A 13,363-nucleotide genomic window follows, 5' to 3' on the forward strand; every position below is an offset into this window, starting at 1 on the left:
GACGTTTATGGATAAAACCGCAATACCGCTTCCAACGCTGCGCGCCCTGGCGCGCAAGATGCAAACCGCCGGGTTGAGCAGCCTGGCGCTCGATGGTAAGCACTGCTCGGTGCGGTTAACCTTTGCCGCCACGCCGTCCGCGCCGTTGCCCGTACCCGCGATGGTTCCCTCCCCGGAAACTTCCCTCATAACACAACGTATCGGCGCACCGATGCCCGGCACGCTGCTGCGCCGTCATCCGCAGAGCCAGCAGGATTTTGTGGCGGTCGACCAATGGGTGCAGGCCGGTGACATCGTGGCGCTGGTACAGGTTGGGCCGCTGTATGTGCCGGTACGCAGCCCCGCCAACGGCACGATCCGGTCGCTCACGGCTGAACATCTTTCTGCGGTGGAATATGACGAGGGAATTCTGACGCTTGAGCCGCATCGGTCGCCATGAATGGCAACCCTACGACGTAGGGTGCGCATTCATGCGCACCTGGGCCAGCAGCACAGCGTTATAAGGGGCGCTTATCGCCTCAAAATTTTTATGTCTTATGCCCTTGCGGCATAACTGCATACAGTCAAAAGACGACAATACGAGGAGAAGCTGATGCCATTTTCAGATTACAAAACCGCACTGGTGACCGGTGCATCTGCCGGAATGGGCGAAGCGATTGTTGAGCGTTTGTGCCAGGAGGGTATTACCGTGCACGCGGTGGCGCGCCGTAAAGAGCAGCTGGCGGCCCTGGCCGATCGTACCGGTTGCATCCCACACGCCATCGACGTCAGCGACGTCAGCGCGCTCACCGCACTCTGCAACGATCTCGAAATCGACATTTTGGTCAACAACGCGGGCTTATCGCACCCGGGTTCCATCCTCGAGGCGGACGAAAACGTGATTGAAACCCAGGTCGACGTCAATTTGCGCGCGGTACTGCATCTGTGCCGTCTGCTGGTGCCGGGCATGGTAGCGCGCGATCGTGGCCACGTCTTCAACATCACCTCGATTGCCGCCATCTACAACTTCAACGGCAACTCGGTCTATCACGCCACCAAAGCCGGTGTGCACGCCCTTTCGCGCCAGCTGCGCGTGGATTGCTACGGCAAACGCGTGCGCATCACCGAAATCTGTCCGGGCCGCGTCGCCACTGATATTTTCGGCAATGTATCCGGCGATCATGAAGAGGCGCGTCGCCGCTTTATTGATGGCTTTGAGCTGCCGCAGGCAAAAGATATCGCCGATTGCGTCGCTTTCGCGCTCGCCGCACCGCTGGCGGTGAATATCGGCAATATCGAAATCACCCCCACGCTGCAGGTGCCGGGCGGCCTTTCCACTATGCGACCGGGCGACCACAGCGCCTAGCCTGCGATGAGGAGGTAACAGTATGGCTCTCGATTTCAGCAGTGTGATAACCGGCCAATACGGCCAGATGATCGTTGACGGAACGGTGATCACCCTTGAACTGGCGTTGGGTGCCTGGCTACTGGCAATGGTACTGGCGCTGCTGCTGGTGGTGATCCGCCTGACTGAAAACCGTATCGCCGTCGGCCTGGTAAAAGCTTACGTCTCTTACCACCGAAACGTACCGACGCTGATTCAACTAATGATGTGGTACTTCGCGATCCCCACCTTGCTGCCAGAGACGTTGCAGATGTGGATCAATAACTTCAACGCCGAGTTTCTGTTTTCCCTCACTGCGCTTGGCCTGTGCCAGGCCGCCTACTTCTCTGAAGATATCCGCAGCGGCCTGCGCGCCATTCCCGATGGGCAAAATGAAGCGGCGCGCGCGCTGGGGATGAGTTATGTGCGCGCCATGCAGGCGGTGATTCTGCCGCAGGGCGTTCGCAATGCGCTGCCGGCGATGATCAACCACACGGTGCTGCTGTTTAAAAATACCAGTCTGGCGATGGTGATCGGCGTGGCGGATCTCACCTATGTCACGCGTGATATTGAGAACCAGACATTCCGCACCTTCGAATCCTACATCGTGGCGACCGTGGGCTATCTGTTCTTCTCCCTGCTGCTGATGGGTCTTGGCGCGCTGCTGGCCCGCCGCTTCCACCGCGTCTATGCGAGGTAATGGCGATGTTTGAGATTTTCACCATTTTGCATGACAACGGCATGCTGCTGTTAATGGGGCAATATCCCAACGGGCCGATTGGCGGCGTGCTCTGTACGCTGCTGATCTCGGTGCTGGCCGTGCTGCTGGCGTTTCCGATTGGTGTGCTGCTGGGCCTGGCGCGTCTGTCGCCGTGGCGCTGGCTGAGCTGGCCCGCTACCGGCTGGGTTTACCTGCTGCGCGGCATTCCGCTGATGATGGTGGTGTTCTGGACTTACTTCTGTGTGCCATTGCTGATTGGCCACAACATCAGCGGATTCGCCACCATGCTGTGTACGCTGGTGATTTATGAGAGCGCCTATATCGCCGAGATCGTACGCGGCGGCATTCAGGCGCTGCCGCACGGACAGTATGAAGCGTCACGCGCGCTGGGCATGAGCCATCTCAAAACCCTGCGCCTGGTGATTCTGCCGCAAGCGCTGTTCAACACGCTGCCCAGCCTGGTGAGCCAGCTGGTGTCGATCATCAAGGACAGCACGCTGGGCTACGTGATTAACGTACCGGAACTGACGTTTGCCGCCAATCAGGTGAGCAATCAGCTGCTGACCAAACCGTTTCAGGTGTTCGCGATTGTGGCGCTGAGCTACTACCTCATCTGCTTCAGCCTCACCTGGCTCGCCAATAAACTTGAAGCGCACATTGCGCAGAAACGCCGTCAGGCTCCACCGCAGCCCGCCAGCGTAGCGCCGGCGGTGATGCTGACTAAACCCTCTTCGCAATAAGGAAACACCATGGGACCGATGATCATGTTTAATCAGGTCAACAAATGGTACGGCGCCTATCAGGCGCTCACCAACCTGAGCGCCGAGATCAATACCGGCGAAGTCGTGGTAGTGTGCGGCCCTTCTGGCTCCGGCAAATCCACGCTGATTCGTACCGTTAATCGCCTTGAGCCAATCGATGACGGCCAGATCGTGTTTGACGGCATCGATATTCACGGCAGCAGCACGCGCCTCAATCAACTGCGCACGCGCATCGGCTTTGTGTTTCAGAGCTTCAACCTGTTCCCGCATGTTTCCGTGGCCGAGAACATCATGATGTCGCCGATGAAAGTACTCGGCGTGAAGCGCACGGAGGCGCGGCGCCAGGCGGGCGAATTGCTGGAGCGCGTAGGATTATCGCATAAAGCCGATGCCTATCCGGCGCAGCTTTCCGGCGGTCAGCAGCAGCGCGTAGCCATTGCGCGGGCGCTGGCGATGAAACCACCGGTGATGCTGTTTGATGAACCCACCTCAGCGCTCGATCCGGAAATGGTCGGCGAAGTGTTGTCGGTGATGCGCGGTCTGGCGCAGGAAGGGATGACGATGATGTGCGTCACCCACGAGATGAATTTTGCACGTGACGTGGCAGACACCATCTGGTTTATGGATCAGGGGCAGATTCTGGAGAAATCGCAACCGGAGCAGTTTTTCACCCAGCCGCAGCATCCGCGCGCGCAGCGGTTCTTAAGTGATTTGCGATCGCATTGAGTTGCTGGTCGGCATTCATGCCGACCTGGTCCATCACTGCACTGGATTCAACAATCCACCCACACCGCGCCCGCATCGGCGGATTTCACGCACTGCTCCACCCAGCGCACGCCCATCAAGCCAGCATGCGCGCCGGGATACCAGAAGTCCTGCAGGAAAGCCGCATCGCCGCGATCGCTGGCATCCATCGCCAGCGCGAAGCGGCGATAGAGATTTGACCAGGCCTCAAACAAGCCTTCCGGATGTCCCGCACCGATACGGTCGTCAGCCAGCGCGCTTTGATGCAGATAACCCATGCCGCGCTCCAGAATCTGCACCGGCTCGCCCTGCACTTCATAACGCAGCTGATTCGGCTGTTCGTCCCACCATTCGATACTGGCTTTCTCACCAATCACGCGGACTTTCTGGCCGTGCATCGAACCGCTATTCACCGCCGACGCCCACATGGTGCCGACCGAGCCGTTATCATACTCCATCATCACGAAGGCATTATCTTCCAGCGGCGCACGGGTTTTGACAAAGCTCTGGCGACTGCACAGCAGGCGCTTCACCTGCAAATGCGGCACCATCGTTTCAGCAATAAATAGCGGATGCGTTGCCAAATCGCCCAGCACGTAGCTTGGCCCGACGAAGCGCGGATCGACGCGCCATTTGGTGCTTTCATTCTGCAGCTCCACCGCTTCGTTATGGAAACCGTGCGCGAACTGCATATTGATGATGCGAATCTCACCGAGCAAACCTGCGGCGATCATCTCGCGCGCCTGATGAATTAGCTGATGCCCGGCGTAACCGTAAGTCACACCGATAATTTTCTTCTTCTCGATGCACAGCTTTTCCAGTTCATCGGCTTCGGCGGCGGTAAAACACAACGGCTTCTCACACACCACATGCAAACCCGCATTTAGCGCCGCACGGCAGATGCTGAAATGCGTGTTGTTCGGCGTGGCGATCGATACCGCTTCGATGCCGTCCGCGCGCGCCGCCTCAGCCACAAACATCGTTTCATAATCCGCGTAGCAGCGCATGGCGTCGATGCCCAGCGAGGTGCCAAAGGCGCGGCCGCGTTCGGCGTTGATATCGAAGGCCCCCGCCAGCAGCGTAAAGTTGTTGTCGCGCGTCGCCGCCGAACGGTGGATGTAACCAATCTGGCTGGTACCGCCGCCGCCCACCATGCCCCAGCGTAGCGAGCGATTCAGAACGTTAATACCGTTGATCATGCTGATCTCCTCAGAATCCAATCGATTGCAAATAGTGCAGGCTGGCGGTGACGTCGCGCAGGCTGGTCTCGGCATCTCGCGGATCGCGCTCCTGTTCAATGGTGATCCAGCCCTGATAATGGCGCGCTGCGAGGAAAGCGCGCACCGCTGGATAATCAATTGCCCCTTTGCCGATCGGGCACATGACGCCTTCCGCGCAGGCGGCAAAGAAATCCACGCCGCGCGCAATCACGTCGCGCCATACCGCGTCGTTGACGTCTTTAAAGTGCAGGTAATCAATGCGATGCCAGTAGCGGCTGAGGTAGGGAATGGGATCCATGCCGGAGTAGTACAAATGACCGGTGTCGAGGCACAAACCGGCCACGTCGTGCGGGATGTCCTCCACCAGCTGCTGCAGCTCGTCGGCAAACTCAATGCAACCACCGGCATGCGGGTGGATGACCGCGCGCACACCATATTCGTTCCAGGCGATCTGGCTCAGCGAAGTGATGTGCTGCATCATGCGCTGCCAGTCAGCGTTTGACAGGCGCGGCGCTTTATCAGACTGACCGGCGTATTTAGCGCGTTCTGGATTGCCGAAGTCGATAATCACCAGATAAGGCGCAGGTATGTTGTCGGCGTGAATTTTGCTGGCGGTGGGCACCAGCGACAGGTTACGGCAAATGTTGTGCGTCAGTTCAACCATCGCCGGGAAATTGGCTTCACTCACCAAATCATCAAAAAGGGTGCCCGCCACCAGCGACAGATCGTGCGCTTCCAGCTGCTGACGCAGCTCGGCAGGATCCACCGGCAGATAGCTCCACGGTCCCAGCTCAATGCTTTTATAACCGGCCTGCGACGCTTCACTCAGCACTTTCTGCCACGGCGGCAGGAAAGGGTTGTTCGGATCATCAACGCCCCAGCTACAGGGCGCGTTAGCAATATGAATAGACATGATCGTTCCTTGCGGTAGTGGATGGCGCAAGTATCAAATAAATATTTCATCACCAACAACCGTGAAACATTCATTTTTTGATAGCGATCATACTATTTCGCATCATTAAAATGATAGAAAAAATATCAAAGTCAGCAATGGCGCGGTTTACAGGTTTTCACGCGTGATAATATCGAACGGCAGGGTGATTTGTGTGAAATGCTCGCCAGGTGCAGCATGATGCTGCTGCACCATTTGCGTCAGGCGCGCCACCATCTCATCGATACGATTGCGGATCATTACCGTGATGGTCCCGTCAATCAGCGCCAGCTCGCCCTCCTGCACCGGACCATGGCAGATCAACGCCACCTTGCGCTGTGGCTGCTGACGCAGCGCGTGAATGACGCCTTCAATGCCACCACAGGGTGCAAAAATCAGCGCTAAATCAGGGTTGTCATCGAGTAACTGACGCGTTGCCTGGTAGCCACCATCAATGGTTTCATTGGTTTTCAGCGGCTCCAGCACGCGTCGGGTGCTGTCCTGCTCACGCAGATAGGATCGGAAGCCGATTTCATTGGTTTCCTGGCAGATAAAGCGATGGTCGCCCACCAGCACGCCCACCGAGCCAGGCTGGTGCAACAGATGCGATGCCACCCAGCCGGCAGTGCGGCCAGCTTTCTGATTATCCAAGCCGATATAACCGGCGTGGCCGCACGGCGAGAAGTTGGAAAACAGCGCATAAACGCGCACTCCCTGGCGCGACACGGTTTCAATCGCGTGGCGAATCAGCGGGTGGTCCAGCGCCACGACACCAATGGCATCCACCTGCTCAGCCAGCGCGTACAGCGACGCCACGACAGCCTCAACATCATGAATATCATGCCAGGCAAACAGCGGTTCGCTGCCGGCCGGATGGAAGGGTTGTGTCTGCCGCCGCAGCGCATCGGTGAGCGAATGATAGAACGAGTAGGATTTTGCTAGCAGGATGAACCCCATGCGCAGCGTCACGCTGGATGTGGGCAGTGCCCCCTGCAGCAGCGGCGCGTGGCCGATGCGGTAACCAAGGCGACTGGCCGCTTCCAGTACTTTCTGCTCGGTGGCAGCACGCACCGGCGCGCGCCGGTTTAATACGCGATCAACCGTTGCCACCCCCACGCCTGCGGCGGCGGCGATGACGTTCAGAGTGATTTTACTCATTCAGCGATTCCCATAGAAAAATGATAATAAACTATCAAAAATAATGCCCTTATTTCTCGAAAATCACCAATACCTTGCTCATCTCATCAGTGAAAAATTTCATTACTTGATAATTTTTCTCTCATTATTTTGATCGTTCTCGCAAATATAAAACTGATAATTTCATTTCAATATAATTAAGAATGAATTTTTGGTATCAGTTTTCTTAAGAACCACCACCCAGCGTATGCGGTGCGCTTTTAACGCTCAGGAGAAGAGAATGAAAATCGCTTTTGATGTGGATGTAATCCGAGATCTTGGCATCACGCGCATGGTGCATCAGGTGGCTGAATGGGGCTACAAGTACATCGAGCAGTCGCCGCATCCACAGATCAATCCGTTCTATAAACATCCGAAAGCCAGCCGTGAAATCATGCGCGAATACAAAAATGCGCTAAACGCCACCGGGCTGGAAATCTCCTCGTTCATTACCGTTTATCGCTGGTCTGGTCCGGATGAACTGCGGCGTCAGGCTGCGGTGAAGAACTGGAAACGCATGATCGAGATTGCCGTGGAAATGAACGTGCAGGTCATCAACACCGAGCTTTCCGGTAATCCGAACGAGCCCGAAATATGTGAAGAGATGTTTTATCGCTCGATGGAAGAACTATTACCGATCTTCGAACGTGAGGGTATCCGCGTCGAAATTCAGGCACATCCGTGGGATTTCTGCGAGCAAAGTAACGAAACCGCCGACATCGTGAAGTCGTTCCGCAGCGAGAACGTGAAGTATATCTACAGCGCACCGCACACCTTCTATTACGACAAAGGCGTCGGCGATGTGAAAAATATGCTGCATTACGCCGGAGACGATCTGTCGCATATGCTGATTGCCGATACCATGAACCACACCAAACACTGCCGCTACATTGTTAACCCGCCGGGCGTAGATGCCACTATCCACCAGCACGTGGCAGTTGGGGAAGGTGAAGTGAATTTCGATGCGCTGTTTGAAGCACTGCGCGAGATGAATTTTGCCCATCGCACGTTCAAGGTTGGCGGCGAATCGATTATCTCTGCGGCGCTGTTCGGTTATCCGGAAAAGATGAAGTATCAGGCAGTTGAAACGCGCGAGCTGATCGAGCGTGAGCTGCTGGGAAATGAAGGAGCTTAAGGTCGGCAATGTCGAGCTTATGCTGTTTATGCAAGAGAACTTTACATAATCCGACTTTGCGTCTTACCGCCAGCGCGGTTAAATCGCCTGTATTACTGGCTGCTACACTCAGTAGCAGCAAAAATACAAACACAACAAGGCGAAACCATTATGTCGGAACATCAGTATCAGCCCGCGAAAGTCTGGACCTGGGACCCGGAAGCCAAAGGTAACGGCGCGAAAACCAACCGTCCAACCGCCGGGCCGACGCATGAGAAAACCCTGCCAGTTGGCAAACATCCGCTGCAGCTTTACTCGCTCGGCACGCCAAACGGCCAGAAAATTACCATCCTGCTGGAAGAGCTGCTGGCGGTTGGGGCGAAAGACGCGGAGTACGATGCCTGGCTGATCCGTATCGGCGATGGCGATCAGTTCTCCAGCGGTTTTGTTGATGTGAACCCGAACTCAAAAATTCCGGCGCTCAGCGATCACTCGGTTACCCCGCCGCAACGCGTGTTTGAATCGGGCAACATTCTGCTCTATCTGGCAGAGAAATTTGGCCACTTCCTGCCGACCTCGCTGGCAGGACGCACGGAAACGCTCAACTGGCTGTTCTGGCTGCAAGGTTCTGCCCCTTACCTTGGCGGCGGCTTCGGTCACTTCTATCACTACGCGCCGGAAAAAATCGAATACGCCATTAACCGCTTCACGCTGGAAGCCAAGCGTCAGCTTGACGTACTGGATCGCCAGCTGGCGGATAATCGCTTCCTCGCCGGTGACGAATACACCATCGCCGACATCGCCACCTGGCCGTGGTACGGCAATCTGGTACTGAATAATCAGTATGGCGGCAGCGAATTCCTGGATGCGCAGTCGTATAAAAACGTGGTGCGTTGGGCGAAAGAGATTGCCGAGCGTCCGGCGGTGATTCGGGGTCGTAAAGTAAATCGTGCGTTTGGTGCCGAGCCGCAGGATCAGCTGCTGGAACGTCACGATGCCGCTGATTTTGATAACAACACGGAAGACAAACGTCAGGCGAGAGGTGAGAAATAATGGCGGCTTATGTGGTGTTTATTAAGGATGAAACCTTAGACAAAGACGAGCTGGCAACTTACGCAGAAAAAGCAGGCCAGGCGCGTGGCGACCACCCCATTACCCCACTGGCTTTTTACGGTGCGCTGGAAACGCTGGAAGGGCCACAAGCCGAAGGCGTGGTCGTGCTGCAGTTCCCGGACGCTGAGGCGGCGAAGGGCTGGTATTACAGCCCGGCGTATCAGGAAGCCAAAGCGCATCGTCTCAAAGGCGCGAAGTACCGCGTATTGCTGGTTAACGGCGTGGAATAACGCGCAATGGTGCGGTGATTGGCCTGGTCGGCATGAATGCCGACCCTACAAGCCCGTAAGGTCGCCATTCATGGCGACCTCGCTTCTAACTTATCCCAACCTGAACAACGCAATCGCCTGCTTAAGCGCATTCGCCTGCTGCTGTTGCTGCTGCGCCACCTGCAGTGTTTCAGCCACGTGCTGCACGTTATGATGCACACTGTGATCGATACTATTAATGCTCTGCTGAATCTGCTCAATACTCAGATTCTGCTGCTCACTCATCTCCGACAGCTCCGTCACCAGCTGCGATAATCCGCTAATACTGCTATGAATCTCGCGCATGGTTTGCGCCGCGTGTTCCACCTGCACGCTGCCATGCTCGGTGCTGATAGCACTGGCATCCATCAGCTGACGAATTTCCCGCGCCGCACTCTCGCTGCGCATCGCCAGATTGCGCACTTCACTGGCGACCACGGCAAAACCGCGCCCCTGATTACCGGCACGCGCCGCTTCCACCGAGGCATTTAGCGACAGGATATTGGTTTGAAATGCGATACCGTCGATCAGCTCCAGAATGATTTTCACTCGCCTCGACTCTTCGCTAATTTTTTCCATCGAGCGCATCGCCGACTGAATATTCTCCTCGCCGCGCGTGGCAACGGCGCGGGTCTCACCTGCCAGTTGGCGTGCGCTCTGCGCTTTGTCACGGGTTAAGCTGGCGGCGATGCTGATTTCGATCATCGCGCTGGCTGCCACCTCCAGCGCCTGCGCCTGTTCATCCGTACGCGTAGAGAGCGCGGCGTTACGCGCAAGAATGCTATCGGACTCGGTTAGCAGCAGAGCAACGCCATCGCTAACCTGATGTAACGTGCCGTGCATGGTGCCGAGTGTGGTGCTGAAGGTGCGGGCAAAGGGCGTCGCGCTCTGCTGAGTATCGGCGCGCAATGTAAGATAACCGGCTTGCTGATTGATCTGTGCCGCCAGCTCAGCCACTTCGCTGGCAGAGCGCGCATCGGCCGCCATCTGGCGCGCAATCACCAGCAGCATGGCCGTTTGCGCCACCACAAACAGCGCGTGGAATAGCACCATATCCCAGCCAGGATGATGGAACACCACCACGCCAAACAGGTCATTTTCTTGCAGATAATTGAACAAGATGTGATGCGTCGCCGCCGCGGCCGCGCCCATCAGTATCGGACGAATATCGCGCCATGCTAACAGCGCCGACATCAGCACAAACACCGAAAAATGGTATTCAGTCTCGCCAGCGCCGAGTTGAATCAGCAAACCCGCCCAGCCAATTAACAGCGTGGACAAAACCAAACGCGAAAACAGCGTGCCGCGCAGTGCGGTACCAATAAAGGTTGCCAACAGCGCCAGCACCACACCGCCAATCAGCGCCACCAGAAGGTTGTCATTGAGCCAGCCAACGCCGATCGCCATTGGCCACAGTGCCCAGCTGAGGATTACCGCCAGACGATCAGCCCGCTGTGCGATACGCTTGAGCGAAACCATTTCTACCGGCACGGCGTCCGGGCCTGACAAGGGCGTTGCGATCATGGCAATTTTCCACACCAGAAGTTGATCAAAGAGCCCCAAACGCACGGGGCAAAGCGCACGGATTCAGTGAAAAATTATCGGCGTGGGAAAATGAAAGTTTAGCTTTTGTAATAGCTTATATGTGGCGATGTGATGATTATCACAGTGGCCGAGGGAAACGAATTCATTCGCAGCGCGGAAGAAAGCTAGTGTACTATTTGTAATGGATGCACCTCGATATGGTAACGGAAAGAGACTTATTATGGATTCACCTTACACGCTTAGCGTTCTGGTTACGGCGCATAACTGCGAAAAATTTATTACCGAGACGTTAAACAGTTTAAAAAATGCCTGTACTGGCGTTGAAGAGCAGATTGAAATTGTTTTGGTGAATGACTCTTCTTCGGATAATACCAGCGAGATGCTGCATGCATTTGCCGCTTCATGTAGCCATGTAAAAATCGTTGACGTGATATTCCGTAATATTGGCAAAGTCAGGAATTTCGCTGTCAGCCAAGCCAGCGGTCAATATATCACCATGCTCGATGGTGACGACCAGCTATTGCAAAATTCGTTTTCTGATATTGTGCATTTTTTGCAGGCAGAGCAACCGGATATTCTTCTCACTCCCCTTAATGAGGTATATGCGGGTAAATCAACACCTCAACAGTGGCAGGGGTTGAAAACCACCGCGCTGACGCAACATCAGGTGATTGAAAAATTCCTCATCCACCGAGAAATTCAAGCCCACTTTATTGGGCAATACATAAAAAAATCGCTGTTTGCGGACCATCATTTCCCCGATTTCACCTGCTATGAGGATGCGTATTTATTCCCATCCATCCTCAAAGCCAGCCATAAAATATTTTTTGCTGCACAAGGCCCCTACCTTTACTTTAAAAGAGGACAGAGCCTGTCCAGCGCGCTTGATGCGCATAAAATATCCATGCTCATTAAAGCGACTCAGCAAATGGATGCTGTACTGGGGGAGCGCTATCGCAATCTGCTCTCATGCCACTGGATTAATCTGGCACATAAGTTTTATCCATTGATTAGCGATGAACATGAGCAAGGCGTGGTGAAAAAGGCGATAGACCAAATACCTGTCGTTTCATTTATGGCTGATGTAAAAGTGAGATTTAGCCTCAAGAAAAAGTTTCTTAAAATGAAGCTCAGGGGTTTTCAATAGATGCGTCATAAAAAAGGCTCCTCATCGGAGCCTTTTTTTCATGGTTCACTTCTCTTTTCAATCAGAGACAAGAGAACCACCAGAATGCTGAATATTGCAATAAACTCAATTGATGTTAGTACAACATCAGTCATGCCATACAGCAGCGTTGCAATACCGGCTGCAGCAAGCGGCGTTAATCTTCGCGCCGCCCTAAACTCGGCAATGATAAAGATATAGAAGAAATAGAGCAGAACCACTATACCGAGCACCCCAAACAAAGAAGCATACTGAATAAATTCATTATGCAGATGAACATTAATGTAAATTAACGCCCATGAGTCCTTCTGATTGTGCGCATCAAGATAGGTGGTTATAAAATTGTTGCGCTCGACTTGCGTCTGCCCGAAAGGAGCCTTCTCAAAGGACAATATTCCGGTTTTCCACATGGTAAAACGCGATCCCAGCGACGTTCTGTCGTTGCCATGCTCATAATCACGATACTCTTGCACTGTCGTATCGAAACGCGTTTCAATAACTTTATAACTGAGCCCGGCTGCCACCAACATTAACACCGCGACAAAGCTGATAAACTTAACATTGCGCGTCACGGCAAACAGGCGAAATGTCATATAAGCTAAAAACAATGTATGTATTACCATTGCAGAACGAGTTTGCGTCAGCATAATCACATATAGTGAGATAATAGAAACCGCTAAGAAATATAACTTCTTAAACTTATTTTCTTTCGAGTAAAGAATAAAGGCGATTAATGCTAACGTCACGGCGGAGTAAGCATAGGCAGTGAGCGTAGCGCGATTTATACCCAATACCACGCGATCCGCAGAGGTGAACGTCTGTAAGAAAGCGAACGAACTTGCTGTAACAAAAGCTAAGGCGAGTGACAGTATGCAATATCTTATCACTAAAGATTGATTAATATACTTCTCACGATAGACATGAAAAATATAGGTCATAATCAAGAAGGCAAGAAGGCACCTTTTACCTGCCGTAAAGTAAAGCTCACCTTGCTCGCCATGCATATATTTTGCATATAATGACCAACCAATAAAGACTAAGCCAAGCATTAACATGGCAAGTGATTTTCTTTCGGTGAAGTGAATGGCTCTTTTTTTAAACACTTCCAAAGCCAAGCCCGTCAATGAAAAGTAGGCGCAATAATAGAAGAGATAACGCCCGCCTTTTTCATAAAGAAAGGCGATAGGAAGGATTGCGATCAGCGAGGCAAATGCCAACCAAGGCAGCAACATGCTGATATTTTTCATTTTAGAAACTGACAT

At 54.0% G+C, this 13,363-nt stretch carries 14 protein-coding genes; 9 read left to right on the plus strand and 5 right to left on the minus strand.

Going from position 1 to position 13,363, the window contains the following annotated elements; genetic code table 11:
* Positions 1-7: 7 nt before the first annotated feature.
* The 5 genes from AAGR08_RS16675 (at position 8) to AAGR08_RS16695 (ending at position 3,571) form a co-directional block, all read left to right on the plus strand.
* The gene (locus tag AAGR08_RS16675) at positions 8-439 is read left to right on the plus strand and encodes a biotin/lipoyl-containing protein (protein WP_345827388.1); all 432 of its coding nucleotides are present in this window, start codon (positions 8-10) and stop codon (positions 437-439) included.
* 153 nt (positions 440-592) lie between these two features.
* Positions 593-1,345 (plus strand): SDR family oxidoreductase, encoded by a 753-nt coding sequence (locus tag AAGR08_RS16680; RefSeq protein ID WP_097095148.1) that lies wholly within the window; start codon positions 593-595, stop codon positions 1,343-1,345.
* A 22-nt stretch (positions 1,346-1,367) separates the two neighbouring features.
* A complete protein-coding gene (locus AAGR08_RS16685) occupies positions 1,368-2,063 on the plus strand; it encodes an amino acid ABC transporter permease (RefSeq protein ID WP_345827389.1) in 696 nt (231 codons plus the stop codon).
* A gap of 5 nt (positions 2,064-2,068) precedes the next feature.
* Complete coding sequence (locus tag AAGR08_RS16690; RefSeq protein ID WP_097095150.1) at positions 2,069-2,824, plus strand: amino acid ABC transporter permease; 756 nt, start codon at positions 2,069-2,071, stop codon at positions 2,822-2,824.
* Positions 2,825-2,833: 9 nt separating this feature from the next.
* Positions 2,834-3,571 (plus strand): amino acid ABC transporter ATP-binding protein, encoded by a 738-nt coding sequence (locus tag AAGR08_RS16695; protein WP_345827390.1) that lies wholly within the window; start codon positions 2,834-2,836, stop codon positions 3,569-3,571.
* A 47-nt stretch (positions 3,572-3,618) separates the two neighbouring features.
* Here the strand turns inward: AAGR08_RS16695 and AAGR08_RS16700 are convergent, their stop codons facing one another.
* The 3 genes from AAGR08_RS16700 to AAGR08_RS16710 form a co-directional block, all read right to left on the minus strand.
* Positions 3,619-4,788 (minus strand): Gfo/Idh/MocA family oxidoreductase, encoded by a 1,170-nt coding sequence (locus AAGR08_RS16700; protein WP_345827391.1) that lies wholly within the window; start codon positions 4,786-4,788, stop codon positions 3,619-3,621.
* A gap of 10 nt (positions 4,789-4,798) precedes the next feature.
* Positions 4,799-5,722 carry a TIM barrel protein gene (locus AAGR08_RS16705; RefSeq protein ID WP_097095153.1) on the minus strand — a complete coding sequence of 308 codons (924 nt, stop codon included), beginning with the start codon at positions 5,720-5,722 and terminating at the stop codon, positions 4,799-4,801.
* 147 nt (positions 5,723-5,869) lie between these two features.
* Entirely contained in the window at positions 5,870-6,898 is a 1,029-nt protein-coding gene (locus AAGR08_RS16710) for a LacI family DNA-binding transcriptional regulator (RefSeq protein ID WP_345827392.1), read from the minus strand.
* Positions 6,899-7,157: 259 nt separating this feature from the next.
* On the opposite strand from AAGR08_RS16710, the gene AAGR08_RS16715 reads away from it, so the two are divergent.
* The 3 genes from AAGR08_RS16715 (at position 7,158) to AAGR08_RS16725 (ending at position 9,373) form a co-directional block, all read left to right on the plus strand.
* Positions 7,158-8,051, plus strand: coding sequence for a sugar phosphate isomerase/epimerase (locus tag AAGR08_RS16715; RefSeq protein WP_345827393.1), 894 nt, complete (start codon positions 7,158-7,160; stop codon positions 8,049-8,051).
* Positions 8,052-8,201: 150 nt separating this feature from the next.
* Positions 8,202-9,083 carry a glutathione-dependent disulfide-bond oxidoreductase gene (gene yghU, locus AAGR08_RS16720; protein ID WP_312664360.1) on the plus strand — a complete coding sequence of 294 codons (882 nt, stop codon included), beginning with the start codon at positions 8,202-8,204 and terminating at the stop codon, positions 9,081-9,083.
* Positions 9,083-9,373, plus strand: a complete 291-nt coding sequence (locus AAGR08_RS16725; protein WP_097095157.1) for a DUF1330 domain-containing protein — start codon at positions 9,083-9,085, stop codon at positions 9,371-9,373. Before yghU ends, AAGR08_RS16725 begins: the two co-directional genes overlap by 1 nt.
* Positions 9,374-9,463: 90 nt before the next feature.
* On the opposite strand, the gene AAGR08_RS16730 is transcribed toward AAGR08_RS16725, so the two are convergent.
* On the minus strand, positions 9,464-10,915 hold the full coding sequence (locus tag AAGR08_RS16730; RefSeq protein ID WP_345827394.1) for a methyl-accepting chemotaxis protein: 1,452 nt from the start codon (positions 10,913-10,915) through the stop codon (positions 9,464-9,466).
* Between the two features lie 241 nt (positions 10,916-11,156).
* Between AAGR08_RS16730 and AAGR08_RS16735 the strand changes: the two genes are divergently transcribed.
* Entirely contained in the window at positions 11,157-12,083 is a 927-nt protein-coding gene (locus tag AAGR08_RS16735; RefSeq protein WP_345827395.1) for a glycosyltransferase family 2 protein, read from the plus strand.
* Between the two features lie 38 nt (positions 12,084-12,121).
* On the opposite strand, the gene AAGR08_RS16740 is transcribed toward AAGR08_RS16735, so the two are convergent.
* Complete coding sequence (locus AAGR08_RS16740) at positions 12,122-13,363, minus strand: O-antigen ligase family protein (RefSeq protein ID WP_345827396.1); 1,242 nt, start codon at positions 13,361-13,363, stop codon at positions 12,122-12,124.

Origin of the sequence: Pantoea sp. BRR-3P (assembly GCF_039621635.1) — a bacterium.
GTDB classification, from domain to species: domain Bacteria; phylum Pseudomonadota; class Gammaproteobacteria; order Enterobacterales; family Enterobacteriaceae; genus Pantoea; species Pantoea floridensis.

What these genes read in the sequence shown, in the direction of transcription:
- AAGR08_RS16675 (WP_345827388.1), top strand. Translation starts at nt 8, where the DNA reads ATGGATAAAACCGCAATACCGCTTCCAACGCTGCGCGCCCTGGCGCGC.
- AAGR08_RS16680 (WP_097095148.1), top strand. Translation starts at nt 593, where the DNA reads ATGCCATTTTCAGATTACAAAACCGCACTGGTGACCGGTGCATCTGCC.
- AAGR08_RS16685 (WP_345827389.1), top strand. Translation starts at nt 1,368, where the DNA reads ATGGCTCTCGATTTCAGCAGTGTGATAACCGGCCAATACGGCCAGATG.
- AAGR08_RS16690 (WP_097095150.1), top strand. Translation starts at nt 2,069, where the DNA reads ATGTTTGAGATTTTCACCATTTTGCATGACAACGGCATGCTGCTGTTA.
- AAGR08_RS16695 (WP_345827390.1), top strand. Translation starts at nt 2,834, where the DNA reads ATGGGACCGATGATCATGTTTAATCAGGTCAACAAATGGTACGGCGCC.
- AAGR08_RS16700 (WP_345827391.1), bottom strand. Translation starts at nt 4,788, where the DNA reads ATGATCAACGGTATTAACGTTCTGAATCGCTCGCTACGCTGGGGCATG.
- AAGR08_RS16705 (WP_097095153.1), bottom strand. Translation starts at nt 5,722, where the DNA reads ATGTCTATTCATATTGCTAACGCGCCCTGTAGCTGGGGCGTTGATGAT.
- AAGR08_RS16710 (WP_345827392.1), bottom strand. Translation starts at nt 6,898, where the DNA reads ATGAGTAAAATCACTCTGAACGTCATCGCCGCCGCCGCAGGCGTGGGG.
- AAGR08_RS16715 (WP_345827393.1), top strand. Translation starts at nt 7,158, where the DNA reads ATGAAAATCGCTTTTGATGTGGATGTAATCCGAGATCTTGGCATCACG.
- yghU (WP_312664360.1), top strand. Translation starts at nt 8,202, where the DNA reads ATGTCGGAACATCAGTATCAGCCCGCGAAAGTCTGGACCTGGGACCCG.
- AAGR08_RS16725 (WP_097095157.1), top strand. Translation starts at nt 9,083, where the DNA reads ATGGCGGCTTATGTGGTGTTTATTAAGGATGAAACCTTAGACAAAGAC.
- AAGR08_RS16730 (WP_345827394.1), bottom strand. Translation starts at nt 10,915, where the DNA reads ATGATCGCAACGCCCTTGTCAGGCCCGGACGCCGTGCCGGTAGAAATG.
- AAGR08_RS16735 (WP_345827395.1), top strand. Translation starts at nt 11,157, where the DNA reads ATGGATTCACCTTACACGCTTAGCGTTCTGGTTACGGCGCATAACTGC.
- AAGR08_RS16740 (WP_345827396.1), bottom strand. Translation starts at nt 13,363, where the DNA reads ATGTCAGTTTCTAAAATGAAAAATATCAGCATGTTGCTGCCTTGGTTG.